The organism is Amycolatopsis sp. A133, assembly GCF_031082405.1.
GTDB lineage: Bacteria > Actinomycetota > Actinomycetes > Mycobacteriales > Pseudonocardiaceae > Amycolatopsis.
The window spans coordinates 1-24,294 of record NZ_JAVHJU010000056.1 but is presented as its reverse complement, the minus strand read 5'-3'; the positions used below and the strand labels follow the sequence as shown (position 1 = coordinate 24,294).

Genomic DNA, 24,294 nt, shown 5'->3' with positions numbered 1-24,294 from the left:
GGCGGACGACCGCGGCGGCGGCGATCACGACCATGGGACACGGCGAACAAGGAGGCCACCGTGATCCCACCCGTGGAAACGACCGCGCTGACCAAGCGCTACGGCGAGATCGCCGCCGTCGAGGACCTGCACCTGTCGGTGCCCGCCGGTGAGGTCTACGGCTTCCTCGGCCCCAACGGCGCCGGCAAGACGACGACGCTGCGGATGCTGCTCGGCCTGATCCGGCCGACCTCCGGGCGCGTCCGGCTGCTCGGCGCCGAACCGGGGCCCGGCAGCCTCGCCCGCGTCGGCGCCCTGATCGAAGGCCCCGCCTTCTACCCCTACCTGTCGGGCGCGGCCAACCTGCGGATCCTCGCCGACCACGCCGGGGTGCGCCGGACCCGCGTCGGCGCCGTGCTCGACGTCGTCAGCCTCGCCGATCGCGCCAAGGACCGGTACGGGACCTACTCGCTCGGCATGAAGCAGCGGCTCGGTCTGGCCGCGGCGCTGCTGAAGGACCCCGAGCTGATCGTGCTCGACGAGCCGACCAACGGCCTCGACCCGGCGGGCATGGCCGACATGCGGGTCACCCTCCGCAAGCTGGCCGCCGGCGGCTGCACCGTGCTGCTGTCCAGCCACCTGCTGGCCGAGGTCGAGCAGATCTGCGACCGCGTCGGCGTCCTCGACCACGGCAGGCTCGTCATCGAGACCACGGTCGAGGACCTGCGTGCGGGGGGCGCGCTGCGCGTCGTCGCCGATCCGCTCCAGCAAGCCCGGGAGCACCTCGGACGCCTTTTCGGCCCGGATCGCGTCCGGGCCGGCGACACCGCCCTCGAACTCGACGTCGCCCCGGAGCAGGCCGGGCGGGTCAACGCCGAGCTGGTCGGCGCCGGGTTCGTCGTCACCGAACTGCGCTGGCGTGAACCCGACCTGGAACAGACCTTCTTCGCCCTGACCGGAGGTGCTCCCGATGCTGCTTGACATCCGGGCCGAGCTGACCAAGCAGGCCCGCCGTCCCGCGACCTGGCTGCTGCTGGCCGTCGCCGTCGTCCTGACGCTGACCTTCGGCTACGCCGTCCCGTACGCGGGCTTGAGCGGGGCGACGTCCGGGCCGCCGGGCAGCGGCCGCGGGCTGGCCGCGATGCTGCCGGACGCCTTCGTCGGCAGCGCGCTGGGCGGGCTGCCGATCTTCGTCGGCGCCCTCGCGCTGATCTTCGGCGTCCTGGTCGCGGGGAGCGAATACGGTTACGGCACCTGGAAAACCGTGCTCGTGCAGCACCCCTCGCGCGTCGCGGTGTACGGCGCGAAGCTCGTCACCGTCGCGGTGGCCGCCCTCGCCGCCGTGCTCACGTTGTTCGCGACGACGGCGGGGGCGAGCGTGCTCGTCGCGAACCTCGAAGGCCGGGCGATCGGCTGGCCTGCCGTCCCCGACGTCCTGCTCGGCCTCGGCGCCGGCTGGCTGGTCGCGACGATGTGGGGCGCGCTCGGGGTGCTGCTGGCGATCGGCCTGCGCTCGGTGGCGCTGCCGATCGGGCTGGGCCTGGTGTGGCTGCTCGCGGTGCAGAACCTCCTCGCGTCGGTCGCCGCGCCGCTGCTGGACTGGGTCGCGCAGCTGCAGAAGGCGCTGCCCGGGCCGAACGCCGGGGCGCTGGCCGCCGCGTTCGGGGCGAGCGCGCCGGGCGTCGAGCAGGTCGTCGGCGCCGGGCAGGCGACGGCCGTGCTGGCCGGGTACCTGATCGCGTTCGGCGTGCTCGGCGGCTGGCTGCTGCACCGCCGCGACATCGCGTGACCGGCGCCGGTGCCGGTGCGTCCGCAGTCGATCACGCCCGGTGTAGTGTTTGCCGGTCCGACCGGCGTGCGTGACCGCGTGAGGTGCCATGACAGTGCGGCGGTACCCAGTGGCGATCCTGCTCGTCTTCGTCACGGCGGCCCTGATCGTGGTCAACGGCTTCGCGTTCTGGGGCGACACCTTCGCCCTCTGGGTCGACGACGCCATGCAGCTCAGCGCCGGGATCACCGGGGTCGTCTGCGGCGTTGTCGTCGCCCGGCGGGTCCGCGGCCACCAGCGCTGGTGGCGGGTGCTGGTCGCGCTCGGCATGACCGGCTGGTCGCTCGGCCAGTGCGTCTGGTCCTGGTACCAGCTGATCGACGGCCGCGGGCTGCCGTCGCCGTCGCTGGCCGACGTCGGGTACCTCAGCTTCCCGCTGTTCGCGCTCGCCGCGCTGTTCGTCCTCGCCCACGCGCGGGCCCGGCCGGACCGCGAACGCTGGCAACCCGCGCAGTGGACCGCACACTTCGGCGTCGCGGTGGTGCTCGACGGGCTGGTCGTCACCGGCTCGCTGTTCATCCTCACCTGGACCGCGGCGCTCGGGCAGGTGGTCCGCGCCACCGGCCCGGACGCGCTGACCTGGGCCGTGGCCATCGCCTACCCGCTGTCGGACCTGGTGGTCGTGGTCGTCGCGGTGCTGCTGGTCGTGTTCGACCGGGTGGACCGCCCCTACCGCGCGAACCTGCTGCTCGCGGCCGTCGGGATCGTCGCGCTGGCCTGCTCCGACAGCGTGTTCGCCTACCTGGTCAGCATCGGCGCGCAGAGCATGAAGCCGTGGGCGGACGCGGGGTTCGTGCTCGGCCCGCTGTTCATCGCCTTCGCCCTGCTGACCACCCCGGGCACGCGGCGGCGCGAGGACGCGGGCCAGCCGCTCGGCGTCGACTGGTGGCAGCCGGCGCTGCCGTACGTGCCGGTCACCGCCGTCGCGCTGCTGATCACCGTGCAGGTACTGGCCGGGGCCGGGCCGGACGGCGTCGAGGTGTCCGTCGGCGTGCTGGTCGTGTTCCTGGTCCTCGCCCGGCAGCTGCTTTCCTTGCTGGACAACAGGTTGCTGCTGCGCCGGGTGTACGAGGGCCAGCAGCAGCTGACCCACCAGGCCTACCACGACCCGCTGACCGGGCTGGCCAACCGCGCGCTGTTCGCCGACCGGCTGGACCGGGCCGTCGAGCAGGCCGCGGACGGCGGGCACCGGCCGCTCGTGCTGATCTTCGTCGACCTGGACGACTTCAAGGAGGTCAACGACCGGTTCGGGCACGCGGGCGGGGACGTCCTGCTGCACGCGGTCGCCCAGCGGCTGCAGAGCTGCGTGCGCGCGGGCGACACCGTGGCGCGTCTGGGCGGCGACGAGTTCGCGATCCTGCTGGAGGGCGAGCTCGACACCCCGCAGGCCGTCGCCGACCGGATCCAGAGCGCGCTGCGGCGGCCGTTCGCGGTGCACGGCACGCTGGTCCCGGTCCGCGCGAGCATGGGGCTGGTCGTGCCGGACCCGGCCGAGCCGTCGATCACCGCCGACGTGCTGCTGGGCCGCGCGGACACGTCGATGTACGCGGGCAAGCGGCTCGGCAAGGACACGACCGTGGTGTACCACCCGTCGCCGGACGGCCCGCCCGACTTCCCGTCGGCGCTGCGCCGCGCGGGCGGCGGCCTGCCGGACGGCTTCACCCTGGTGTTCCAGCCGATCGTCCGGCTGGCCGACGAGACGCCGGTGGCGGTGGAAGCGCTGGCCCGGTGGACCACGCGTGACGGCACCGCGGTGTCGCCCGAGACGTTCGTCCGCGCCGCCGAAGGCGCGGGCCTCGGCGCGGAGCTGGACGCGCTGGTGCTGGACCTGGCCTGCCGTGAGATCACCGCGGCCGGGATCGACCTCACGGTGCACGTCAACGTGTGCGCGAGCCGGCTGGGCGCCGCCGCGCTGGAGCAGAGCGTGGGGTCCGCGCTGGACCGGTACGGCCTGCCGGCGGAGCGCCTGATCGTCGAGATCACCGAGACGGTGCCGGTGCCGGACCTGGCGGCGGGTGCCGCCGCGATCCGCCGCCTGCAGGACCTGGGCGTCCGGGTGGCGCTGGACGACTTCGGCGCGGGGTACAGCTCGCTGACCGTCCTGCACGCGCTGCCGGTGGACCTGATCAAGCTGGACCGCGCGCTGACGACGGGCGTCCGGCCGGACCGCGACGCCGCCCTGTGCCGGTCGCTGGTCGGGCTGTGCGCCGACCTCGACGTGGGCGTGGTCGCCGAGGGCATCGAGACGGCCGAGCAGGCCGAACTGGTCACCCGCGCGGGCTGCACGATCGCCCAGGGCTACCGGTTCGGCCACCCGGCCCCCCTCTCCTCCCTGCGGCTGAGCAGTCTGCCGCGGCCGGTCGTGAGTGGTAAGTAGGGTTCTAACCCGCCTTACCACTCACGAGGGCTCAGCCGCCTGCACGCCCGGGGGCAGCACGCCGAAGATCGTCGCGGTCGACCCCGCGCCGTTGCGGTTGATCGGGCCACCGGCGAGCACCCAGGCGCCGGTCGTGGGCAGGGCCTTGAGGTTGGCCAGGATCTCCAGGCTGATCCGGTGCCGCCGGTAGACCAGCTTGGACACCGTGTAGGTCTCGTCGGTGCCGACGTCGGGGCTGAACGTGTCGGTGCCGGTGCCGCCGCGGCGGCCCAGCCGTCCGGTGTCGATCAGCCACTGCACCGCGGGGATCGAGAACCCCGGCTGGTGCAGCACGCCGTCCGCGCCGGTGTTCGGGAAGGCGGGCGTGCCCCACTTGGCGTCCCAGCCGGTCCACAGCACGACGACGGACTCGGCCGGGATCCGGCCGTGGCGCTTCTCCCACGCCTTGAGGTCCTCGACGGTGACGGCGTAGTCCGGGTTCGCCGCGGCCTTGGCCCGGATGTCGATCTTGACGGCGGGCCGGAACAGGTCGGCCGGGTCCATGTCGTCGGCGAGTGGTTCCCCCGTGTTGAAGTGCCCGGGCGCGCCCCAGTGCGTCCCGGTGTGCTCGCCTTCGCGGACGAACTGCAGGTAGTAGCCGTCGTCGGGGATGGTGGCGATGGTCTCCAGCTCGAACGCCGGGTCGCCGGGGAAGACGTTGGTCGTGGCGGGGTCGTTGACGTGCGACAGGTTGACCAGGTTCAGCTGGTCGAGCCGCACCGGCGGGGCCACCGGCGCGGCCTGCGCCGTCCGCCCGGACAGCGCGGCGCCGAACACCCCGGCCAGCCCCGCGGCCAGCACCCTGCGTCTCATCGGCATGAGGGATCACCTTTCACCGGCAGCACCGCCGATCCGGCGGCCCGGGGCGGAGCCCCGGCATGACATGGTCTTATCACCCGGGCTGGGCGCGGCCAACGAGTTGCGCGAAGATGGTGGCCGTGGACGACGACATCGAAGACAACGCGGACAACGGCATCCTCGACCCCGAGGACACTTTGGACGACCGCGACGAACTGGCGGAGGGTTATTCACCGCCGGAACGCGCGCAGGCGACCGAAGGCTGGGGCACCACCGCACACGAGACGGCGAAGGGCGAGAGCTGGGCGGGCCGGCTGGCCCGCGAGGTCCCCGACCTGGCCGACGAACTCGACGACGACGGGCTGGGTGACACCGAGGACACCGACGGCGAACTGGTCGACGACGAGGTCGGCGACGTCCGCGCGGGCCGCCTGGTCGCCTCGGACGAGGGCTTCGGCGAAGACTCCGACGAAGAGCTGTACGCCTCGGACGCCGGCATCGACGGCGGCGCGGCCTCGGCGGAGGAAGCGGCCGTCCACGTGATCGACCCCTCCCGCCGCTGGTGAGGTGACGGGCCGGCCCGGCGTTCGAGGACACCGGACCCGCCCGCCACCCGCCGGATCGCCGGGGAGGCCGCCTCGGGGCGGCGGCCACGGCAGGGAAGGCGATCCGGCCCACGGTCCGCGGCACCGGCCACGAACCGCCCCCTCGGCGATTCGTGGCGGTACCACCGACGGGACCCACCGTGCCCGGCCGGCCTTGCGCGGAACTTTCCCGGCCCTTTCCGGCGATCGGTTACAGTGGGCGGCCGAGCGGACACACCGGAGACGGAGGGCGGGTGTCGGTGCGGTTCAGGCTGCTGGGCGAGCTCGAAGCCCACGTCGGCGGCCGTCCCGTGGAGATCCGCCGTCCTCGCCAGCGGGGCTTGCTCTCCGCGTTGCTGACGGACGTGAACAAGGTCGTGCCCGCGGACGTCCTCGCCGAGCGGATCTGGGGCGAGCAGCTGCCCGTCAACCCCCGCAATGCCTTGTACAGCTACGTTTCCCGGCTGCGGACGGCCCTCGGCGAGGCGACGGTCACCCAGCGCTCGGGCGGCTACCTGCTGGCGGCGGACGCCGAAGCCGTCGACCTCCACGTCTTCCTGCGGCTCCTCGGTGAAGCCGCGGCCACCGGCGACGACCGCGAGAAGGCTCGCCTGCTGGACCGGGCGCTCGCCCTGTGGGCGGGCGAGCCGTTCGCCGGCCTCGACACGCCGTGGTTCGCCAACCTGCGCGGAGCGCTCGAGAACCGGCGCCTGGGCGCGCAGCTCGACCTCGCCGACCTCCGGCTCCGCGGCGACCGCGCCGGCGAGCTGATTCCCGAACTGGCCGCGCTGGCCGAGGCGCACCCGCTCGACGAACGGCTCCGCGGCCAGCTGATGCTCGCGCTGGCCCGTGCCGGCCGTCCGGGCGACGCCCTGCGGGAGTTCGACCGGGTCCGCCGCCTGCTCGCCGAGGAACTCGGCACCGATCCCGGTTCGGCGCTCCGGCAGGTGCACGAGCGGATCCTCCACGGCGATCCGGGCCGGGACCCGGCCGCGGCGAGGCCGGTGCCGCAGCAGCTCCCGGCGGCGCCGGCATCCTTCGTCGGCCGCGCCGAGCTGCTGGCGGCGCTCGACCACGCCGGGGCAGCGGCGGGCCCGGTGGCCATCAGCGGCCCGGGCGGGATCGGGAAGACGTCGCTGGCGTTGCACTGGGCGGCCGGGAAGCTCGCCGAATTCCCCGACGGGCAGCTGTACGTCAACCTGCGCGGCTTCGACCCCGCCGCCGAGTCGCTCCCGGTTTCGGTGGCGGTGCGCGGATTCCTGCACGCGCTGGGCGTGGACGGCGCCGCGGTGCCGGCCGAGCCCGACGCGCAGCTCGCGCTCTACCGCAGCCTGCTCGCCGGAAAGCGCGTGCTGGTCGTGCTCGACAACGCCGCGGACACCGGCCAGGTCGCCCCGCTGCTGCCGGGCAGCCCGGCCTGCCGGGTGCTCGTGACCAGCCGCCACCGGCTCGGCGGGCTCGTCGCGACGCACGGGGCGCGGCCGATCTCCCTGGACGTGCTGTCCGCCGGGGAGGCGCGGGAACTGCTCGGACGGCACCTGGGCGAGGACCGGCTGACCGCCGAAGCCGCGACCGTCGACGAACTGGTCCGCCTCTGCGCCGGGCTCCCGCTGGCGCTGGGGATCGTCGCGGCCCGCGCGGTCACCTCGCCCGAACTGCCACTGCGGCTGCTGGCCGAGGAACTGCGGGACCACGCCGCCCGGCTGGACGGGCTCGACACCGGCGAGGCCGGGCTGAGCCTGCGCACGGTGTTTTCGTGGTCCCTGCGCCACCTCACGCCCGGCGCTTCGGCGTTGTTCGGTCTGCTGGCCCCGGCCCCGGGCCCGGACATCGGCCTGCCCGCCGCGGCGGCACTCGCCGGCGTTCCGTCCGGAGAAGCACGGAAGGTCCTGCGGGCGCTGGAAAACGCGCACCTGGTGACGCGGACGGCGAGCGGCCGGTACCGGATGCACGATCTGGTCCGGCTCTACGCGTCCGAAGAGGCCGAACGGACGCTGCCGGAAAGCGCCCGGCAGGACGCGTTGCGCCGGGTGACGGACTTCTACCTCCAGACGTCCTGGCACGCCGACCACGTCCTCGAGCCGCTCGCCCAGCCGATCCGGATCGCCCCGCCGCGGGCCGGGGTCGAACCACAGCGGTTCGCCGGCCACGCCGACGCGCTGCGGTGGTTCACCGAAGAGCACGCCTGCCTGACCGCCGCCTCCGAGCTCGCGGCCGAGCGGGGCCGGCACACCGAGGTCTGGCAGCAGGTCTGGCTGCTCAACGAGTTCCGCGCCCGGCAGGGCCTGCTGTTCGAACGGGAGGCCGGCGCCCGGCTCGCCCTCGCCGCGGCCGAGCGGCTCGGTGACGTCCCGGCCCAGCTCATCGCGCACCGGATCTTCGCCAGTGCCCGCATCTTCGCGGGGCACCCGGAAGCCGCGCTCGAAACCCTGCCCGCGGCGCTGGCGCTGGCCGAGCGCTCCGGCGACCGGCTGCAGGAAGCCCACCTGCGTTACGTGCTCGCCGGCGCGTGGGAGTACCACTCCGCGGACTACCAGGCCGAGCGCGACCAGTGCGAACGCATCCTCGGCCTGATCGAACCGGCCGACGACCCGCGGCTCTACGTGAAGACGCTGGACATGATCGGGTTCTGCCACTTCCAGTGGGACGACCGGCCGGGCGCCCGGAAATGGCTGAGCCGGGCGGCCACCGTGGCCGGGGAGCACCACGACATCGCCGGTGAAGCGCACGCCCTCGGCAACCTCGGCTTCGTGGCCCTTCGCGACGGCGAATGGGCTACGGCCATCAACCTGCTGGAGCGGTGCGTCGGAGTCCTGCGCGGGATCGGCAACATCCGGCGCGGAGCGTTCTTCCTCGTCGCACTCGGCGACTGCTACCGGGCCGCCGGCCGGCCGGACGACGCCCGGCGGGCCCTCCACCAAGCCCTCGACTTCTACCGGTCGAGCCCGGAAGACTCCCACACCAAGGAAGTCGAAACGGCGCTTCTCGCGCTCGATGGCTGCTCAGTTCCCGGAGTTCTTCCGTAGTAATCGGAAACCCCGCCGCAGCTCGATGTCACGCCGTCGCCACCCCGCCGTACTCACGCACCGCGTCGAGGTACTCCGCGATCGCGTCACGGTTGCGCAGCAGGCACTCCGCCCGGCGGGTCATGCGGTCGCGCTCGGCCTCCAGGGTGGCGATCATCTCCGGGGTGGCGTCGGGGAAGTAGATCGTCCTGGGCTTGTCGAGGCACGGGAGGATCTGCTTGATGATCCGGGTCGGCAGCCCGGCGTCGAGCAGGCCGCGGACCTGGATCACCCGGTCGACCGTCGGCTCGTCGTAGTCGCGGTAGCCGTTCGGGCCGCGGCTCGCGATGATCAGGCCCTGCTCCTCGTAGTACCGGAGCAGCCGGCGGGACGTGCCCGTGCGCTCCGCGAGCTCGCCGATCCGCATGTGCGCCACCTCACGTTCCCGGGAGTAGACCTTCACATCAATGGGAGGGTTCGAGCATAGCGGCATGACGAACCTCAGCACCCGCACGCTTCCCCTGACCGCCCTGCTCGCCCTGACCACCGCCGCGTTCGTCACCGTGCTCACCGAGGCGCTGCCCGCCGGCGTGCTGCCCGGGATGAGCGCCGGTCTCGGGGTCGGCGAATCCGCGGCCGGCCAAGCCGTGACGATCTACGCGCTCGGCACCGCGCTCACCGCCATCCCCCTGTCCGCCGCCACCGCGGCCTGGTCCCGCAAACGCTTGCTGCTCACCGGGGTGGCCGGGTTCGCCGTCGCCAACACCGTGACGACGCTGTCGGCGGACTACACGCTCACCATGGTGGCGCGTTTTGTCGCCGGGGTGGCCGCGGGTGTCGTCTGGGCTCTTCTCGCCGGGTACGCGCGCCGGCTCGTGCCGGACCGCCAGGGCAAAGCCATCGCGATCGTGATGGCGGGCATCCCGCTGGCCCTGTCGCTGGGCATCCCCGCCGGGACGTTCCTCGGCGGCCTGCTCGGCTGGCGCTCGGCGTTCGGCGTCATGTCGGCGATCGCGGTCGTGCTGCTCGCGTGGATCGCCGTGGCCGTCCCGGACCAGCCGGGGCAGACGAGCGGCCGGTCGCCGGTCCTGCGGACGCTCTCCGTCCCCGGCGTCGTGCCCGTGCTCGCCGTGACGCTCGTGTTCGTGCTGGCGCACACCGTGCTCTACACCTACGTCGCCGCCTTCCTCGGCCACGCCGGGATGGGCGACGCGGTGGACCTCGTCCTGCTGGTGTTCGGCATCGCGTCGATGGCGGGCATCGGCGTCGTCGGCGCCCGGATCGACCGCGCGCTGCGGACGTTGACGGTGCTCAGCACCCTTCTGGTCGCGGTGGCCGCGACCCTCCTGGCGGTCTTCGCGGGCAGCCCGGCGCTGGTCTACGCCGCCGTGGCGCTCTGGGGACTCGGCTGGGGCGGTGTCCCGACGCTGCTGCAGACCGCGGCCGGGAACGCCGGCGGCGAAGCGGCGGACAACGCGCAGGCCATGCTCGTCACGCTGTGGAACGCCGCGATGGCCGCGGGCGGGGTGGCCGGCGGGGTCCTGCTCGACGCCGCCGGGCCCGCGTCCTTCCCCTGGACCCTGCTGGTGCTCCTGCTGCCGGTGCTCGCCGTGGTGCTCGGCGCCCGGCAGCACGGCTTTCCCGCGACGTCCTAAGTGGACGAAGGGCCCGGCCGCGCTCACGGCCGGGCCCTCCAGCTCTGGTTCAGCAGCGGCCCGCGATGGCCCGCAGCAGCTCCGCGTCCGCCGTGTCGCCGGACAGCTCCCAGGCGAACACGCCGCCGAGTCCCTGCGACTTCGCGTAGCCGGCCTTGGCCGACGCCGTCTCGGGCGTGTCGTAGCTCCACCACTGCGAGCCGCACTTCGCGTACGCCGTACCGGCGATCTTGCCGTTGGCGGGGCACTTGGTCTTGAGGATCTTGTAGTCCTCAACGCCCGCTTCGTAGGTGCCGGGCGCCGGGCCGGTCGCCGTGCCGCCCGGCTGCTTCTGCGTCACGCCGTCCCAGCCGCGGCCGTAGAACCCGAGGCCCAGCAGCATCTTCGACGACGGAACACCCTGGTGGCGCAGCTTCTGGACGGCCGCGTCGGCGTAGTAGCCGGCACTCGGGATGCCCGGGTAGGCACGCAGCGGCGAGTGCGGCGCGGTCGGCCCGTTCGGACTGGCCCCGGCGACGAAGTAGTCGTAGGTCATCACGTTGTACCAGTCGAGGTACCGGCTCGCGGCGCCGTACTCGGTGGCGTCGATCTTGCCGCCCCGCGAGCCGTCGGCGGTGATCGCCGCGGTCACCAGCTGGCGCCCGAACTTCGCGCGCAAGGCCTTGACCAGCTCCGTGAACGCCTTCGGCCCGCTGGTGTCGCAGGTGGCGCCGCAGGCGTTCGGGTACTCCCAGTCGACGTCGATGCCGTCGAAGACGCCCGCCCAGCGCGGGTCGTTGACCAGGTTGTAGCAGGATTCGGCGAACGCGGCCGGGTTCTTCGCCGCCTCGGTGAAGCCGGCCGACCAGGTCCAGCCGCCGAAGGACCACAGGACCTTGAGCTTCGGGTGCAGCTTCTTGAGCTGCAAGAGCTGGTTGAAGCTGCCGTGCAGCGCGCCGGGTTCGGTGCTGTCCGCCTGGCCGCTGACGCTCGTGGCGGCGTCGTAGGGCATGTCGTGGTCGGCCCACGGGTCGCCGACCGCGCACCCGCCGCCCGTCACGTTGCCGAACGCGTAGTTGATGTGGGTCAGCTTCGCGGCCGAACCGGACGTTTCGATGTTCTTGACGTGGTAGCCGCGGGCGTAGACGTCCCAGTCGGCGAAGTAGGCCATCACCTTGCCCGGGGCCTGACCGGCGTCCGCGGGCGGCGCGGCGACGGAGGCACCGGCGAGCGCGAGTGCGGCGACGGCGATGCGTTTTCTCATGCGGAGCACGGGATTCCCCTCATCGGCCGGACGGCGGACGTGCCGAGGCTAACAGGTCCAGACCAGTGCGGACCAGAGCAAAACGGTGGGGTCAGCGGGTTTCCCGATGGCCCGGCAGCCGGGTGCGGATTCACGGCGTGCGATGATCGGCCGATGACCGAGTTCGGCTGCGCCCGCTGCTCCGGCGATGACGCCCTGACCGCGCTGGCGTTCTGCACGACCCGGCTGAACAAGACCCATCGCCTGGTCGAGCGGTCGCACTTCAGCATCTCGCTGCGCCGGTGCCCGGAGTGCGGCCAGTCGTTCGCCGCGATCTTCACCGAGTTCGTCGACCGGTCCGGCGGCGAAGACGCGCAGTACTTCGACTTCGTCCCGCTCACCACCGCCGAGGTGTCGTCGCTCGCCGCGCAGGGCCCCCGGGTCGACCTCGCCGAGCTGGGCGCGCTGGGCAGCGTCCGGCGGCGGCTGTCGTCGAGCTGGCCGACCGGCGGGGAGAAGGAGATCGCCTGGCGGATGGACTCGCTCTCGGTGCGCGAAGGTCACTGACCCGCCAGGCGGAGGATCACCGCGGGTGGCTGCGAGCTCTCCCGCGGCCGGTCGTGAGTGGTAAGGCGGGTTCTAACCCGCCTTACCACTCACGACGAGCCGCGGCAGACCGGATCAGTTCCCGGCCGGTGCGGCGACGCCCGGGGCCGGGGCCTGGGCGTTGCCCGCCACCCCGTAGCGGCCCGCGCCGCCGTCGAGCTGTTCCTTCAGGGCCAGCACCGCGCTCACCCGGCCCGCCGAGGTGTCCGCGTTGTCCACTGTGGACAGGATGGACGTCGCCGAGGTGTCCGCCCGGACCACGCCCAGCGCGCCGGTGCCGTCGGCCGAACCGGCGTCGCCGGCGAGCACCGCTCCGGCCCCGCTGCGGTCGAGCTGCGTCGCGAACCGGGCGATCGTCGCCGCGCGGTCGCCCGCGCCGTCGCCGCTCGCCTGGGCGCCGGTGAGCACGACCGCCAGCTGCGCGGGCTTGACCTCCTGGCCCGCCTTCGCGAACCCGCCGTCGGTGAGCCCGCTCAGCGCCGCCGCCAGTTCCTCGCCCGCGGACTGCGGTTTCGCCGTGGTCTTGTCCAGCAGCAGCACCGAACCGAGCAGCGCGCCGGCGAGCGTGCCGGAGTCCCCCGCCGTCGGGAACTTCGAGCCGGCCGGCTGCAGCCGCGTGACGACGTCACGGAGCTGGTCGGCCTTTTCCGGGTCGGCGAACGCCGACGTCAGCTGCACCTCGCCGGTCACCGAAGCACCCGCCTGGCCGATCAGCTGCTTGAGCGCGTCCCGGTCGGCCGGGCGCGCGTCCTCGGTGGTCACGAGGACCACCGACCGCTTGTCGAGCGTGCCGGCGACGACCTTCGGGCCCATCGAGCCGGCGAAGGCGTCGGCGTCGGTCAGCCGGGCGTTGAGCGCGTTGCGCTGCGCCTCCAGGTCGGCGACCTGGCTGCCGAGGTCCTTCTTCTCCCCCGCGAGCCCCGACAGCAGCGTGCCGTTGAGCGCGGTCGAGCCGAGCACGACGCCGACGGCCAGCGCGAGGAAGCAGGCAGCGATGGAAACGACGTGGTACCGCAGCGAAATCACGTGAAGAGCCCCTTGACCCAGGCGGTGAACGTATTCCAGGTGTCCTTCAGCCAGTCCAGGTAGACCGCGCCCACTTCGGACACCAGCAGCGCCGCGAGGACCACCACGACCGCGGCGAGCACGAGCAGGACGACCGCGCCGATCGACACCCGGTTGCGGTGCAGCGTCGCCACCGCCTTGCCGTCGACGAGCTTCGTGCCGAGCTTCAGCCGCGTCAGGAACGTCGACGGGTTCGAGCCGGACCGGCCGTGGTCGAGGAACTCGCGCAGGGTGGCCTGGAAGCCGACGGTGACGACGAGGCTGGCGCCGTGCGCGTCGGCCAGCAGCAGCGCGAGGTCTTCGGCGTTGCCCGACGCCGGGAACGTCACCGCGCCGATGCCGAGGTCCTGGATCCGCTCGACCCCGGGGGCGTGCCCGTCGGGCTGGGCGGGCACGACGACCTCGCCGCCCCCGCGCAGGGTCGCGGTGCCGATACCGGTGGGATCGCCGACGATGACGTCCGGCCGGTAGCCCTGCACGCGCAGCGTGTCGGCCCCGGCGTCGACGCCGATGAGCACCGGGCGGTGCTCGACGATGTACTTCTTGAGCTTCTTGAGGTCGTCGGCGTGCCCGTTGCCGCCCGCGACGACCAGGACGTGCCGGTCGCGCAGCGGCACCTTCAGCTCGGGCACGCCGACGCCGTCGAGGATCAGGGTGCGCTCGCGGCGCAGGAACTCGATGGTGTTCGCCGAGAACGCCTCCAGCTGGGTCGACATCCCGGCCTTGGCCTCGATCATCTGGTCGGCGACGCTCTCGGCGGTCTGGGCGATGCCGGAGGCGACCTGCCGCTCGCCGACGTACACGACGCCGTCGAGCAGCCGCAGCTTCGTGCCGTCCTTGATCGAGCGCAGCAGCTCGCCGCCGACCGAGTCGACGAGCGGGATGCCGGCCGCGACCAGGATCTCGGGTCCCATGTTGGGGAACCGGCCGGAGATCGACGGCGACGCGTTGACCACGCCGGCGACCTCGGCCTCGACCAGGGCGTCGGCCGTCGCGCGGTCGAGGTCCAGCTGGTCGAGCACGACGATGTCGCCGGGACTGATCCGGCGCAGGAGCTCCCGGGTGCGGCGGTCGACCCGGGCGACCCCGGTGATCCCCGGGAGGGGTTCCTGATTCCGCGTGAGCAGACCCGTGAGCTTCATGTGGCCGATGGTGACAAATTTGCTCGTGGGACGAGGCTCGCCACGCCGTAGCCGCCGTGACTCGTTGTGGTGAGCCCCGCCGCCCTCCCCCGTGCGGGTCAGGCCTCCGACTCCTCCGACAGGGAACCGAAATCGAGGTTGAGCCAGGGGCTCGCCGGATCCTGAAGGAGCTGGTGGTGGACCCGCACGGCCGCCGGGTACCACTCGCCGAACTCGTCTTCACCGGCGTGCAGCAGCCGGCCCATGACGTACCCCGCCGACAGGTCCGCCCATGACTGGTGGTAGCGGCGGGCGAGGGAACCGGCTTCGAGCACCATCAGCTCGGCGGTCAGCGCGTCGCAGTACCCGGCGGCCAATCCCCCGCGGGCGATGGCGACCGCGCGGCCGACGTCCCAGGACAGCGCCGTCGTGACGCACCCGTCCGCGTCGACGAGCCCGTCGGCGCGCAGCCGCCGCTCGTACCGGGACACCCGGCGGACGGTGTCCCGCAGCTCGCCGGCCTGGTCCGCGGCGTCGTTCTCCGCGCACCACCGGTCCACCAGCTGCGCCCAGGTCAGCGGATCGAACTCGGCGCCCGGCAGCCCGTACTCGGCGGCGAACCGCAGGCGCAGCATGAGGACGAGGTTGCCGGGCGTGAGCGCGTAGCCGTCGCCGATCAGCTCGGTCATGGTCGCGCGCCAGCCGGGCGGATCGGGCACGCCCCACCAGTCCCGCAGGCCCCGCACCTCGGCGACGTAGTCGTGGTAGCGGCCGTCGAGCAGGTTCCACGGCGCCGCGTTGAGCACGGCCAGGTGCGCGCCGCAGGCCAGTGCGTGCGCGATGGGTCCTTCGAGGTGCCCGTACGGCGCGGTGATCAGCCGCTCGACCTGCTCTTCCAGCGGCGTGACGTCGTCGGCGTGCGCGTCGAGCCACGGCTGCAGCGTCGCGCCCGGCAGCCGCCACTCGCCGCGGGTGCCGCGGTTGAACACCACGCGCTCGTGCCGCCCGACCCCGTCGACCGCCCAGTCGAGCGCGCCGCTCATGGCGACGACGTCCGGGCCGAAGCCGGGCAACGCGCCGCGGGTAAAGACCTGCAGGAACTCGTCGCCGCCGGTCTCGAAGTAGACGTTGGGGAAGGTTTCCGCCCGCTCGTCGAGAATGCTGCGGGCGTCCACCCGCCGGATCGGCACGAACAGCTCCTCGACGGCGAGCAGGCCGAGGTAGCGGTCGAGGTCGCCCTCCCGCCGCGCGGCGGCGAGCTGGGCTTCGACATCGGCGGGCGGCGGCAGGATCACGGGGCGGCTCCCTCCGCTCGGCCGGTCAGCACGACGAGCTTGCCCGCCGTCCGGTTGTGCTCCAGGTCGTCGTGCGCCTGCCGGATTTCCGCCATCGGGTAGACCTTGGCCGGGCCGAGGCTCGCTTCGCCGTCGGCGATCCGGTCGAGGTGGCGCTGGAGGACGGAGGCGGGCAGGTCGTCCGCCTCCCCACCATAAGCGGTCAACCGCACCCCGGCGGGAAGGTAGCCGATCGGATAGAAGTTCGAGATCGTCCACTGGTTGGACAACATGCCGGCGAAGCAGACGGTGCCGTGCACGCGGGTGGCGTCGAGGGTGTCCGGCAGGGTCGGGGTGCCGACCAGTTCGAGGGCGGCGTCGACGCCTCCGGGCACGAGCTTGCGGACCTGCTCCGCGACGTTCCCGTCGTCCAGCAGCGGGTGGTCGACGCCGTGTGCACGCAGGATTTTGATCCTTCCGGGCTGCCGGGTCGTCGCCAAGACGGTGGCGCCGAGGTCTTTCGCCAGGGTCGCGGCGGCGAAGCCGAGCGCGGACGTGCCGCCGCGGATCAGCAGCGCCTGGCCCGCCTGGAGGTCCAGACCGGTGGTGAGCGAGCCGTACGCGGTCTGCAGCGTCTCCGGGACCTGGCCGATGACCTCCCACGGCAGCTCGCTGCGGAAGGGGATGACCTGGTTCTTCGGCACGACGGTGTATTCGGCGTAGCCGCCGTCGAAGGTGCGGCCCATGCCGCCCATCATGGTGGCGACCTGCTGCCCTTCGGCGAATTCCCCGCCGGGGTCCGCGTCGACGACCCCGACGGCCTCGATGCCGGGCACGCGCGGGAACGTGACGCCTTCGGCGAGCCCGAGCCGCGTGTGCAGCTCCGACCGGTTCAGGCCGAACGCCTTGACCGCGATCCGGACCCAGCCGGGTTCCGGTTCGGGCAGCGGGAGATCGGTGAGTTCGAGGTTTTCGACGGGACCGGGTTCCCGGAGTACCACCGCGCGCATCCTGGGTCCTTCCTTCGCAAGCGAACAGTTCGCACAACAACTGTCCGTGCGAGTAGTATTCCCGGGGTGAGCCTGTCCCTCGACCACGACGCCGCCTGGCGGGGTTTCCTGCGGTCATCGGCACTGTTGCTGCGGGTCCTCGACGCGGAACTGCGGGCCGAACACGGCATGACCCACCGGACGTACGACGCGCTGGTGCAGCTGTCGGAGGCCCCGGAGCGGCGGCTGCACATGAAGGACCTGGCCGGCGCCTTGGTGCACAGCCCGAGTGGCCTGACGCGGATCGTGGACGGCCTCGAGTCTGCGGGTTACGCGCGCCGCGAGCCGGACCCGGCGAACCGCAGGGCCACGCTGGTGGTGCTGACCGACGAGGGCCTGGCGGCGCTGGAGGCGGCCTGGCCCACGCACGTGCGCGGAGTGCAGCGGCACTTCGCCGACCGGATGACCGGCGAACAGGCGCGCGTGCTGGCGGAGGTGTTCCGCGGCATCAGCGCGGACCTCGAGGACTGACGGCCGCTACTTCTTCTTCGCCGCGCGCTTCTTCTTCGGCTCGAACTCCGTCTTGTCCTTCTCCGCCGTCGCCAGCAGTTCCTCCGCGTGCGCGCGGCCCGTCTCGTTGTCCATGCCGGCGAGCATGCGGGCGAGCTCGCTGACCCGCTCGGTCTGGCTCAGGTTCTTCACACCGCTTCGCGTGACCCCGCCGGTGTGCCCCTTGTCCACCACCAGGTGCTGGTCCGCGAACGCCGCGACCTGCGGCAGGTGGGTCACCACCAGGACCTGGTGGGTCCGGGCCAGCCGGGCCAGCCGGCGGCCGATCTCGACCGCCGCGCGGCCGCCGACACCCGCGTCGACCTCGTCGAACACCAGCGTCTGGACCGTGTCCGCGTGCGCCAGGACCACCTCGATCGCCAGCATCACCCGCGACAGCTCACCGCCCGAGGCGGCCTTGTGCACCGGCAGCGGCGGCGCACCGTCGTGCGCGCGCAGCAGCAGTTCGACGTCGTCGACGCCGTCCGGGCCCGCGTGCACCGCGCGGCCGTCGATGGTCAGCGCGTGCGTGTCGCCGTGCTCGGCGGGGCGCTGCTCGACCGTCACCTCGATCGCGGCCTGGCCCATCGCCAGCCCGGACAGCTCGCGGGTGATCTCGGCCGCCAGCGCAGCCGCTGCATCAGTGCGCGCCGCCGACACCTCGGCCGCGTGCGCGGCCAGCTGGATCGCGAGCTGATCGCGCCGCAGCGCCAGCTCGGCGAGCGCCTCCTCCGACGTGTCCATGGTTTCCAGCCGGCGCCGGGCGTCGTCGGCCCAGGCGAGCACGCCGTCGACGTCCGCGGCGTACTTGCGGGTCAGCCGCTTGAGATCGGCCTGACGGGCCAGGACCTTCTCCAGCAGCGCCGGGTCCGCGTCCAGCGTTTCGACGTAGTTGCCCAGTTCGGCCCCGACGTCGGCGAGCAGCACCGACGCCTCCTCCAGCCGCGGCGCCAGCTCGCGCAGCACGGCGTCCTCCGACGTCGAGAGCCGCCGCAGCGCCTCCGACACCAGGCCGGCCGCACCCGGCGCGTCCGGGTCGCCGTCCGCGGAGCCGGACACCGCGGCGTGCGCCTCGGTTGCGGTCGCGCGCAGCTCGTCGACCGCCGCGAGCCGCTTGATCTGCTCGGTGAGCTCGACGTCCTCACCCGGTTCCGGCGCGACGGCGTCGATCTCGGTCAGCCCGTGCTTGAGCAGGTCGGCCTGCTGGGCCATCTCCCGCGACCGCGTCGACCGCTCGGTCAGCTCGGCGATCACCGCCAGCCACTCGGACCGGATCTCCTGGTAGGTGTGCAGCGGTTTCGCCACCGTGTCGCCGGCGAACCGGTCGATCACGGCGCGCTGCTCGGCCGGGCGCAGCAGCCGCAGCTGGTCGTTCTGCCCGTGCACCGCGATCAGCTGCTCGGACAGCTCCGCGAGCACGCCGACCGGCACGGACCGGCCGCCCAGGTGGGCGCGGGACCGCCCGTCGACGGCGACCGCGCGCAGCGCGATCACGCTGCCGTCCTCGTCCACGTCCGCGCCCGAATCGGCGACGATCCGCTCGGCGCCTTCGACGCCGGCGTAGGTGAACCGTCCCTCGACGAACGCCTTCAGCATCCCCGTCCGGACCTTGGACACCTCGGCGCGGCCCCCGGACAGCAGGTGCAGCCCGGTGACGACCATGGTCTTGCCCGCACCCGTCTCACCCGTCACGACGGTGAAGCCCGCGTGCAGTTCCAGCAGGGCGTCCTCGATGACTCCGAGGCCCTGGATGCGCATCTCGGCCAGCACGCCGCCTACCGTAGCGGCCACCACCGACACTCTGCGCGCCCGCTACCCCGGCGAGTCGCCGATGTGTTCGAATTCCGCGCCGAGCGGAGTCATTCGACCGGTCGCGCGTGCCGCTCCCGCCAGCTCTTCACCGGCAGCGAAAACTTCTGCACCAGCCGGTCGGTGAACGGCCCGTCCCACAGGCGGACCAGCCGCACCGGCGTCATGCCGCACGTGACCCGCACCCGCGCGCCGGGCGGCAGGTCGATGGGGCGGGTCCCGTCGCAGGTCAGCACCGCGGGCGAGCCGTCGGGGTCGATTCCGACGGTGATCACCGAATCCCGGGACACGACCAGCGGCCGCGCGAACATCGCGTGCGCGTTGCTCGGCACGACCAGCAGCGCCTGGACGTCCGGCCAGATGATCGGGCCGCCCGCCGAGAACGCGTACGCGGTCGAACCGGTCGGTGTGGCGCACAGCACACCGTCGCAGCCGAAGGCGGACACCGGACGGCCGTCGACCTCGATCAGCGCGTCCAGGACCCGTTCCCGGGTGCTCTTCTCCACGCTGGCTTCGTTGAGCGCCCAGGTGCGGGCGAGCTCGGTGCCGCCGTCGCTGACCGTGACGTCGATGGTCATCCGCTCTTCGACCTGGTAGTCGCCGTCGACGACCCGCTGGACGGTGTCGGCCAGCGCGTCCGAGTCGGCCTCGGCGAGGAACCCGACGCGGCCCAGGTTGACGCCGAGCACCGGCACCCCGGCGGGGCGGGCCACCTCGGCCGCGCGCAGCAGGGTGCCGTCACCGCCGAGGACGAAGACCAGCTCGACGCCGTCGGCGGGGTTGTCCTCCGCGGCGACGACGGTGCACCTCGACCCGACACCGTGCCGGTCCGGGTTGATGAGCGCGCAAACGTCCTCCTCGATCACCCGGATCCGGATGCCTGCCTTGGCGAAGCGCGCCGAAACCTCGCGCGCGGCTTCGGCCGTCGCGTCACGATCAGGGTGCACCATGAGGAGCACTTCACGTTCGGTGGTCATGCGGGCCCTTCCTCGACGGCGGTCCGGACGAGCCGCTCGGCCTCAGACCTGTCTACCGCGTCCACTGTGGACCCGGCCACCTGTTCTTTCTCCAGCCACACGAAGTACTCGACGTTCCCGGACGGCCCGGGCAGCGGGCTGGCGGTCACGCCGCGCAGCGCGAGCCCGAGTTTCGCGGCCTCGTCGATGACGGTGAGCACCGATTCGGCACGCAGCTGCGGATCCCGGACCACGCCGCCGCTGCCGAGGCGGTCCTTGCCCACCTCGAACTGCGGTTTCACCATCGGCACCAGATCGGCGCCCTCGCGCGCGCAGGCCGCGAGCGCCGGCAGCACGAGCTTCAGCGAGATGAACGAAAGGTCGCCGACGACGAGGTCGACTTGCCCGCCCAGGTCGTCGGGCGTGAGGTTGCGGACGTTCGTGCGATCCATGACCACTACACGTTCGTCGGTGCGGATCCGCCAGTCGAGCAGCCCGCGGCCGACGTCGGCGGCGAGCACGGTCGCGGCGCCGCTGCGCAGCAGGACGTCGGTGAAGCCGCCGGTGGACGCGCCGGCGTCGAGGCAGCGCTTGCCCTCGACGCTCAGGCCGGTGAAGGCCTCCAGGGCGCCGAGCAGCTTGTACGCGCCGCGGGAGGCCCAGCCGGGGTCGTCTTCGTCCTTGACCACGATGGGCGCGCCGGATTCCACGCCGGTGGCGGGTTTGGTCGCGACCATGCCGCGCACGGTGACCTTGCCGCCGGCGATGAGGGCCGAGGCCTGTTCACGCGACCGGGCGAGGCCGCGCCGGACGAGTTCCGCGTCGAGGCGGGCCCGCTTGGGCACGCCGATCAGACCTTGTCGATGCTGGACAGGGCGACCGTCAGCTCGGTGTGCACGGCGTCGAAGCGGTCGACGTGCTCCGCGAGCGGCAGCGCGTCGAGGTCGTCCAGCCCCGCGACGGCTTCGTCGATGCCGGCGCGCGGGTCGGTCTGCGGCGAGAACGAACCGGGCGGCGGGCCCGGGACGGGGTAGGGATGGTCCTGCACAGTGCGAACGGTATCAGTCAGCGGTTGCCCAGCCGCGCCTCGGCGTCGCCGCCGAGCTCCGTGACGCCGGTCTCCCAGGCCGTGTGGCAGAGGGCGCGAAGCAGGTCCAGGTCGTCGCCGTCACCCGTCGCGGTGAGGACGCCGCCCTCGGTGCTGGTGGTCCAGCCCGGCCGGGGACCGATCTTGAGGTCCTCGGCCGCTTCGGTGAGCGCCGTGAGGTCGCGGGCGAGGTAGGTGCCGCGCTCGGCGGGGATCGCCTCGATCAGCTGCTTCGGCGTCGCGACGCCGGACAGGACGACCAGGGAGTCGAGGCCCGCGGCGACCGCGCCGGCGATGTCGGTGTCGAGCCGGTCGCCGACGACCAGGGGCTTTTCGGCACCCGCCGAACGCGCGGCGGTTTCGAACAGCAGCGGCTGCGGCTTTCCGGCGACCAGCGGTTCGACGTCGGTGGCGGTGCGCAGCGCGGCGACCATCGAGCCGTTGCCGGGCAGCAGGCCGCGCTCGCTGGGCAGCGTCGCGTCGACGTTGCAGGCCACCCACAGCGCACCGGCGCGGATGGCCAGGCACGCCTCGGCCAGCGCCGCCCAGGTGTTGTCGGGCGAGTGCCCCTGCACGACGGCCCGGACGCCGTCACCGTTTTCCCGCACCGGCTTCAGCCCGGCCCCGGTCACCTCGCCGGCGAGCGAATCGGTGCCGACGACGAGCACCTCGGCGCCCGGTTCGAGCCGCTCCTTCAGCAATTGCACCCCGGCCTGGGCGCTGGTGTGGACCTCACCGACCTCGGCGGGCATGCCGAGATCGGTGAGGTGCGCGACGACCTCGCCGGGTGCCTTGGAGGCGTTGTTCGTGACGAACCGGACGGGTGTGCCGTGCTCCCGCGCGGCCCGGACCGTCTCCGGGGCACCCGGGATGACCCGGGTGCCGTGGTAGACGGTGCCGTCGAGGTCGAAGAGGACCGCGTCGTAGGCCGCGAGGAGGGCGTCACTCATCAGTGGTTTCGGCGTCCTTGTCTTCAGCGGCCTTGTCTTCGGCGTCCCGGTTTTCGTTGGACAGGTCCGCGGCGCGCTCGGCGGCGTCGGTCTCGTCTTCCGCGTCGGCTTCGGCCGCGTTGAGGAACCAGCGGACGGCCTCGTCCTTGCGCCCGGCGGCCACGAGGTTGTCGGCGTAGGCGTAGAAGAGCCGCGCGCTCCACGGGTCGCGCTTCTCGGCCTTGAGGTCCTCGCTCTGCAGCGAGACGACGGCGGCGTCGACCTGCCCGAGATCCCGGCGCGCCCCGGCCGCGACGATGGCGAGCTCAACCTGCGTGGCCTTCGCGAGCTTCGACGTGTCGACCTCCTTCGCGAGGTCGAGGGCCCGCTCGGGCCGGCCGAGTGCGCGCTCGGCGTCGGCGATGACCGCGATGTGGTCGTCGGTGCGGGTCATCCGCCGGACGGCCCGCAGCTCGGAGAGGGCCTCCGACCAGTGGCCGACCTGGTAGGCGACCAGGCCGAGGGCTTCCCGGACGATCGGGACGCGCGAGGCCTTGGCCTTGGCGTACTTGGCGTGCTCGAGGGCGGCCTCGGGATCGCTGTCGATCAGGCCGCCGGCGGCGACGAGGTGCTTCCCGACGGTCTCGGCCAGGCCCTTCGGCAGGGTCCGCAGCTCGCGGCGGGCCTCCTCGTCGAGGTCGGAGAACTCGACGTCCTCGGGCAGTTCCGGGGCCTCGAGGAGCTCCCTCGCGAGGGCCTCGTCGTCGAGCGGGGCACCGACCTTGGGCCGCGGGTCCCGGCGCGGCCGGTCGTCGCGGCGGTCCTTGCGGTCGCCCTGGTCGCGGCTGCTGCTGTCACGGCTGCTGCTGTCGCGGGTGCTGCTGTCGCGGGTGTTGCTGTCACGGGTGCTGCTGTCGCGGGTGCTGCTGTCGTAGCGCTTGCCCGAGTCGCGGGAACCGCCGGTGCGGCTGTCGCTGCGGGAATCATCGGACCGGAAGCCGCCGGTGCGAGGGCCTCGGTCGTCATCGCGACGCTGGTAGCTGCCGCGGTCACCGCGTGAGTCATTCCCGCCACGGTTGCGGTCGTCGGACCGGAAACCGCCCGTACGGGGACCACGGTCGTCATCGCGGCGCTGGTAGCTGCCGCGGGAATCGCTTCCGCCTCGGCCACGGTCATCCGGACGGGAAGCACCCGTCCGGGGACCACGGTCATCGTCACGGCGCTGATAGCCACCGCGCTCGCCGCGCGAATCATCCCGGCGCTGGTAACCGCCGCGGTCACCGCGCGAGTCGTTCCCGCCACGGTTGCGGTCGTCGGACCGGAAACCACCCGTACGGGGACCACGGTCGTCATCACGACGCTGGTAGCTGCCGCGCGAATCGTCACGACGGTCGCTGCCGCCGCGGCTGCGGTCGTCGGAGCGGAAGCCACCGGTGCGGGGACCGCGGTCATCGTCACGGCGCTGGTAACCACCGCGGTCACCGCGCGAATCGTCACGACGGTCGTTCCCGCCACGGCCACGGTCGTCCGACCGGAAACCGCCGGTACGGGGACCACGGTCGTCGTCACGGCGGTCGCTCCCGCCACGGCTGCGGTCGTCGGACCGGAAACCACCCGTACGGGGACCACGGTCGTCGTCACGGCGCGGGTAACCACCGCGGCCGCCGCGGTCGTCCGACCGGTAGCCGCCCGGGCGGGTGCCGCGGTCGTCGTCGCGGCGGGGCGAGCCGCTGCGGTCTTCCCAGCGGGGCTTGCGGTCGCCGTAGGACGACTTGCCCTGGGGCCGGCCGCCACGGTCGTCGTGGCTGCGGCCCGGGTTGTCGTTGCGGGTACCGGAGCGGCTGTTGCCCCGATCTTCGTAGCGGCCGCCGCCGGAGCGGCTCGGACCGCCGGAGTCGCGGCTGCTGCCCGGCCGGCCGCCGGAGTCGCGGCTGCCGTACCCGCCCTTGCGGTCGTCGCGGTCGCCGAAGCTGCGGCCGCCGCTCCCGCTGCCGCTGCGGCTCTGGCCGGCGTACCCGCCGCGCTGGTCGCGGGGACCATCGCCGCCGCGGAAGGGCTTGCCGCCCCCGCGGACACCGTGGTCGTCACGGCGCGGCCGTCCCTGGTGGGTGTTGTCGCGCCCGCCGCGGTCCTGCCGCGCGCCGCGCCGGTCTCCCCCGGATCCGTCCGACCGGCCCCGGGAGCCTTCGTCCCGGCGTGCCGACCGGCCGGACCCATCATCGCTTGAGTCTCGTCGACCGAACTCGGACACCTGGCCTCCTGCCATGAAAAAAATCTTGTTCTGGACATACGCGTACGGCCCGTCAGGGCAGCCAACTGGCTATCCTAACGGGCCGTACGGAAGGTAAGTTCGGCGGTGTCCTACTCTCCCACAACCCTTCGGTTGCAGTACCATCGGCGCTGTCAGGCTTAGCTTCCGGGT

The 24,294-nt window shown here is 73.0% G+C and carries 21 protein-coding genes; 8 read left to right on the top strand and 13 right to left on the bottom strand.

The window, feature by feature from the left end; all coding sequences use genetic code 11:
• Window positions 1-60 precede the first annotated feature (60 nt).
• From Q5425_RS32325 to Q5425_RS32315, 3 genes are all read left to right on the top strand, one after another.
• Entirely contained in the window at window positions 61-960 is a 900-nt protein-coding gene (locus Q5425_RS32325) for an ABC transporter ATP-binding protein (protein WP_308676137.1), read from the top strand.
• Window positions 950-1,768, top strand: coding sequence for an ABC transporter permease (locus Q5425_RS32320; protein ID WP_308676136.1), 819 nt, complete (start codon window positions 950-952; stop codon window positions 1,766-1,768). Before Q5425_RS32325 ends, Q5425_RS32320 begins: the two co-directional genes overlap by 11 nt.
• An 88-nt stretch (window positions 1,769-1,856) precedes the next feature.
• Entirely contained in the window at window positions 1,857-4,184 is a 2,328-nt protein-coding gene (locus tag Q5425_RS32315; RefSeq protein WP_308676135.1) for an EAL domain-containing protein, read from the top strand.
• A gap of 21 nt (window positions 4,185-4,205) precedes the next feature.
• Here the strand turns inward: Q5425_RS32315 and Q5425_RS32310 are convergent, their stop codons facing one another.
• A complete protein-coding gene (locus Q5425_RS32310; protein WP_308676134.1) occupies window positions 4,206-5,042 on the bottom strand; it encodes a cyclase family protein in 837 nt (278 codons plus the stop codon).
• Between the two features lie 119 nt (window positions 5,043-5,161).
• Between Q5425_RS32310 and Q5425_RS32305 the strand changes: the two genes are divergently transcribed.
• On the top strand, window positions 5,162-5,587 hold the full coding sequence (locus tag Q5425_RS32305; RefSeq protein ID WP_308676133.1) for a DUF5709 domain-containing protein: 426 nt from the start codon (window positions 5,162-5,164) through the stop codon (window positions 5,585-5,587).
• A 272-nt stretch (window positions 5,588-5,859) separates the two neighbouring features.
• The gene (locus tag Q5425_RS32300; protein WP_308676132.1) at window positions 5,860-8,631 is read left to right on the top strand and encodes a BTAD domain-containing putative transcriptional regulator; all 2,772 of its coding nucleotides are present in this window, start codon (window positions 5,860-5,862) and stop codon (window positions 8,629-8,631) included.
• 28 nt (window positions 8,632-8,659) lie between these two features.
• Here the strand turns inward: Q5425_RS32300 and Q5425_RS32295 are convergent, their stop codons facing one another.
• Window positions 8,660-9,037 (bottom strand): MerR family transcriptional regulator, encoded by a 378-nt coding sequence (locus Q5425_RS32295; RefSeq protein ID WP_308676131.1) that lies wholly within the window; start codon window positions 9,035-9,037, stop codon window positions 8,660-8,662.
• Window positions 9,038-9,101: 64 nt separating this feature from the next.
• On the opposite strand from Q5425_RS32295, the gene Q5425_RS32290 reads away from it, so the two are divergent.
• The gene (locus Q5425_RS32290) at window positions 9,102-10,265 is read left to right on the top strand and encodes an MFS transporter (RefSeq protein WP_308676130.1); all 1,164 of its coding nucleotides are present in this window, start codon (window positions 9,102-9,104) and stop codon (window positions 10,263-10,265) included.
• A gap of 49 nt (window positions 10,266-10,314) precedes the next feature.
• Here the strand turns inward: Q5425_RS32290 and Q5425_RS32285 are convergent, their stop codons facing one another.
• Complete coding sequence (locus Q5425_RS32285; RefSeq protein WP_396135286.1) at window positions 10,315-11,508, bottom strand: glycoside hydrolase family 18 protein; 1,194 nt, start codon at window positions 11,506-11,508, stop codon at window positions 10,315-10,317.
• A gap of 153 nt (window positions 11,509-11,661) precedes the next feature.
• Here Q5425_RS32285 and Q5425_RS32280 point away from each other — a divergent pair, with 153 nt between their 5' ends.
• Window positions 11,662-12,054 carry a hypothetical protein gene (locus Q5425_RS32280; RefSeq protein ID WP_308676128.1) on the top strand — a complete coding sequence of 131 codons (393 nt, stop codon included), beginning with the start codon at window positions 11,662-11,664 and terminating at the stop codon, window positions 12,052-12,054.
• Between the two features lie 114 nt (window positions 12,055-12,168).
• Here the strand turns inward: Q5425_RS32280 and Q5425_RS32275 are convergent, their stop codons facing one another.
• The 4 genes from Q5425_RS32275 to Q5425_RS32260 form a co-directional block, all read right to left on the bottom strand.
• Window positions 12,169-13,119, bottom strand: coding sequence for a copper transporter (locus Q5425_RS32275; RefSeq protein WP_308676127.1), 951 nt, complete (start codon window positions 13,117-13,119; stop codon window positions 12,169-12,171).
• Entirely contained in the window at window positions 13,116-14,300 is a 1,185-nt protein-coding gene (gene steA, locus Q5425_RS32270) for a putative cytokinetic ring protein SteA (protein ID WP_308676126.1), read from the bottom strand. Before steA ends, Q5425_RS32275 begins: the two co-directional genes overlap by 4 nt.
• Before the next feature lie 98 nt (window positions 14,301-14,398).
• Window positions 14,399-15,574 (bottom strand): DUF1266 domain-containing protein, encoded by a 1,176-nt coding sequence (locus Q5425_RS32265; RefSeq protein WP_308676125.1) that lies wholly within the window; start codon window positions 15,572-15,574, stop codon window positions 14,399-14,401.
• Entirely contained in the window at window positions 15,571-16,563 is a 993-nt protein-coding gene (locus Q5425_RS32260; protein WP_308676124.1) for a zinc-binding alcohol dehydrogenase family protein, read from the bottom strand. Before Q5425_RS32260 ends, Q5425_RS32265 begins: the two co-directional genes overlap by 4 nt.
• Before the next feature lie 66 nt (window positions 16,564-16,629).
• Here Q5425_RS32260 and Q5425_RS32255 point away from each other — a divergent pair, with 66 nt between their 5' ends.
• Window positions 16,630-17,073, top strand: coding sequence for a MarR family transcriptional regulator (locus Q5425_RS32255; RefSeq protein ID WP_308676123.1), 444 nt, complete (start codon window positions 16,630-16,632; stop codon window positions 17,071-17,073).
• A 6-nt stretch (window positions 17,074-17,079) separates the two neighbouring features.
• Here Q5425_RS32255 and recN read toward each other — a convergent pair whose 3' ends face one another.
• The 6 genes from recN to Q5425_RS32225 form a co-directional block, all read right to left on the bottom strand.
• Complete coding sequence (gene recN / locus Q5425_RS32250) at window positions 17,080-18,861, bottom strand: DNA repair protein RecN (protein ID WP_308676179.1); 1,782 nt, start codon at window positions 18,859-18,861, stop codon at window positions 17,080-17,082.
• Window positions 18,862-18,950: 89 nt separating this feature from the next.
• A complete protein-coding gene (locus Q5425_RS32245; protein ID WP_308676122.1) occupies window positions 18,951-19,877 on the bottom strand; it encodes an NAD kinase in 927 nt (308 codons plus the stop codon).
• A complete protein-coding gene (locus Q5425_RS32240; RefSeq protein ID WP_308676121.1) occupies window positions 19,874-20,701 on the bottom strand; it encodes a TlyA family RNA methyltransferase in 828 nt (275 codons plus the stop codon). The genes Q5425_RS32245 and Q5425_RS32240 overlap by 4 nt, the downstream gene beginning before the upstream one ends.
• Before the next feature lie 5 nt (window positions 20,702-20,706).
• Window positions 20,707-20,904 (bottom strand): hypothetical protein, encoded by a 198-nt coding sequence (locus Q5425_RS32235; protein WP_308676120.1) that lies wholly within the window; start codon window positions 20,902-20,904, stop codon window positions 20,707-20,709.
• A 17-nt stretch (window positions 20,905-20,921) separates the two neighbouring features.
• A complete protein-coding gene (locus Q5425_RS32230) occupies window positions 20,922-21,893 on the bottom strand; it encodes an HAD-IIA family hydrolase (protein ID WP_308676119.1) in 972 nt (323 codons plus the stop codon).
• Window positions 21,886-24,123: a hypothetical protein gene (locus Q5425_RS32225; protein WP_308676118.1), complete on the bottom strand. Its 2,238-nt coding sequence runs from the start codon at window positions 24,121-24,123 to the stop codon at window positions 21,886-21,888. The genes Q5425_RS32230 and Q5425_RS32225 overlap by 8 nt, the downstream gene beginning before the upstream one ends.
• Between the last annotated feature and the right edge of the window lie 171 nt (window positions 24,124-24,294).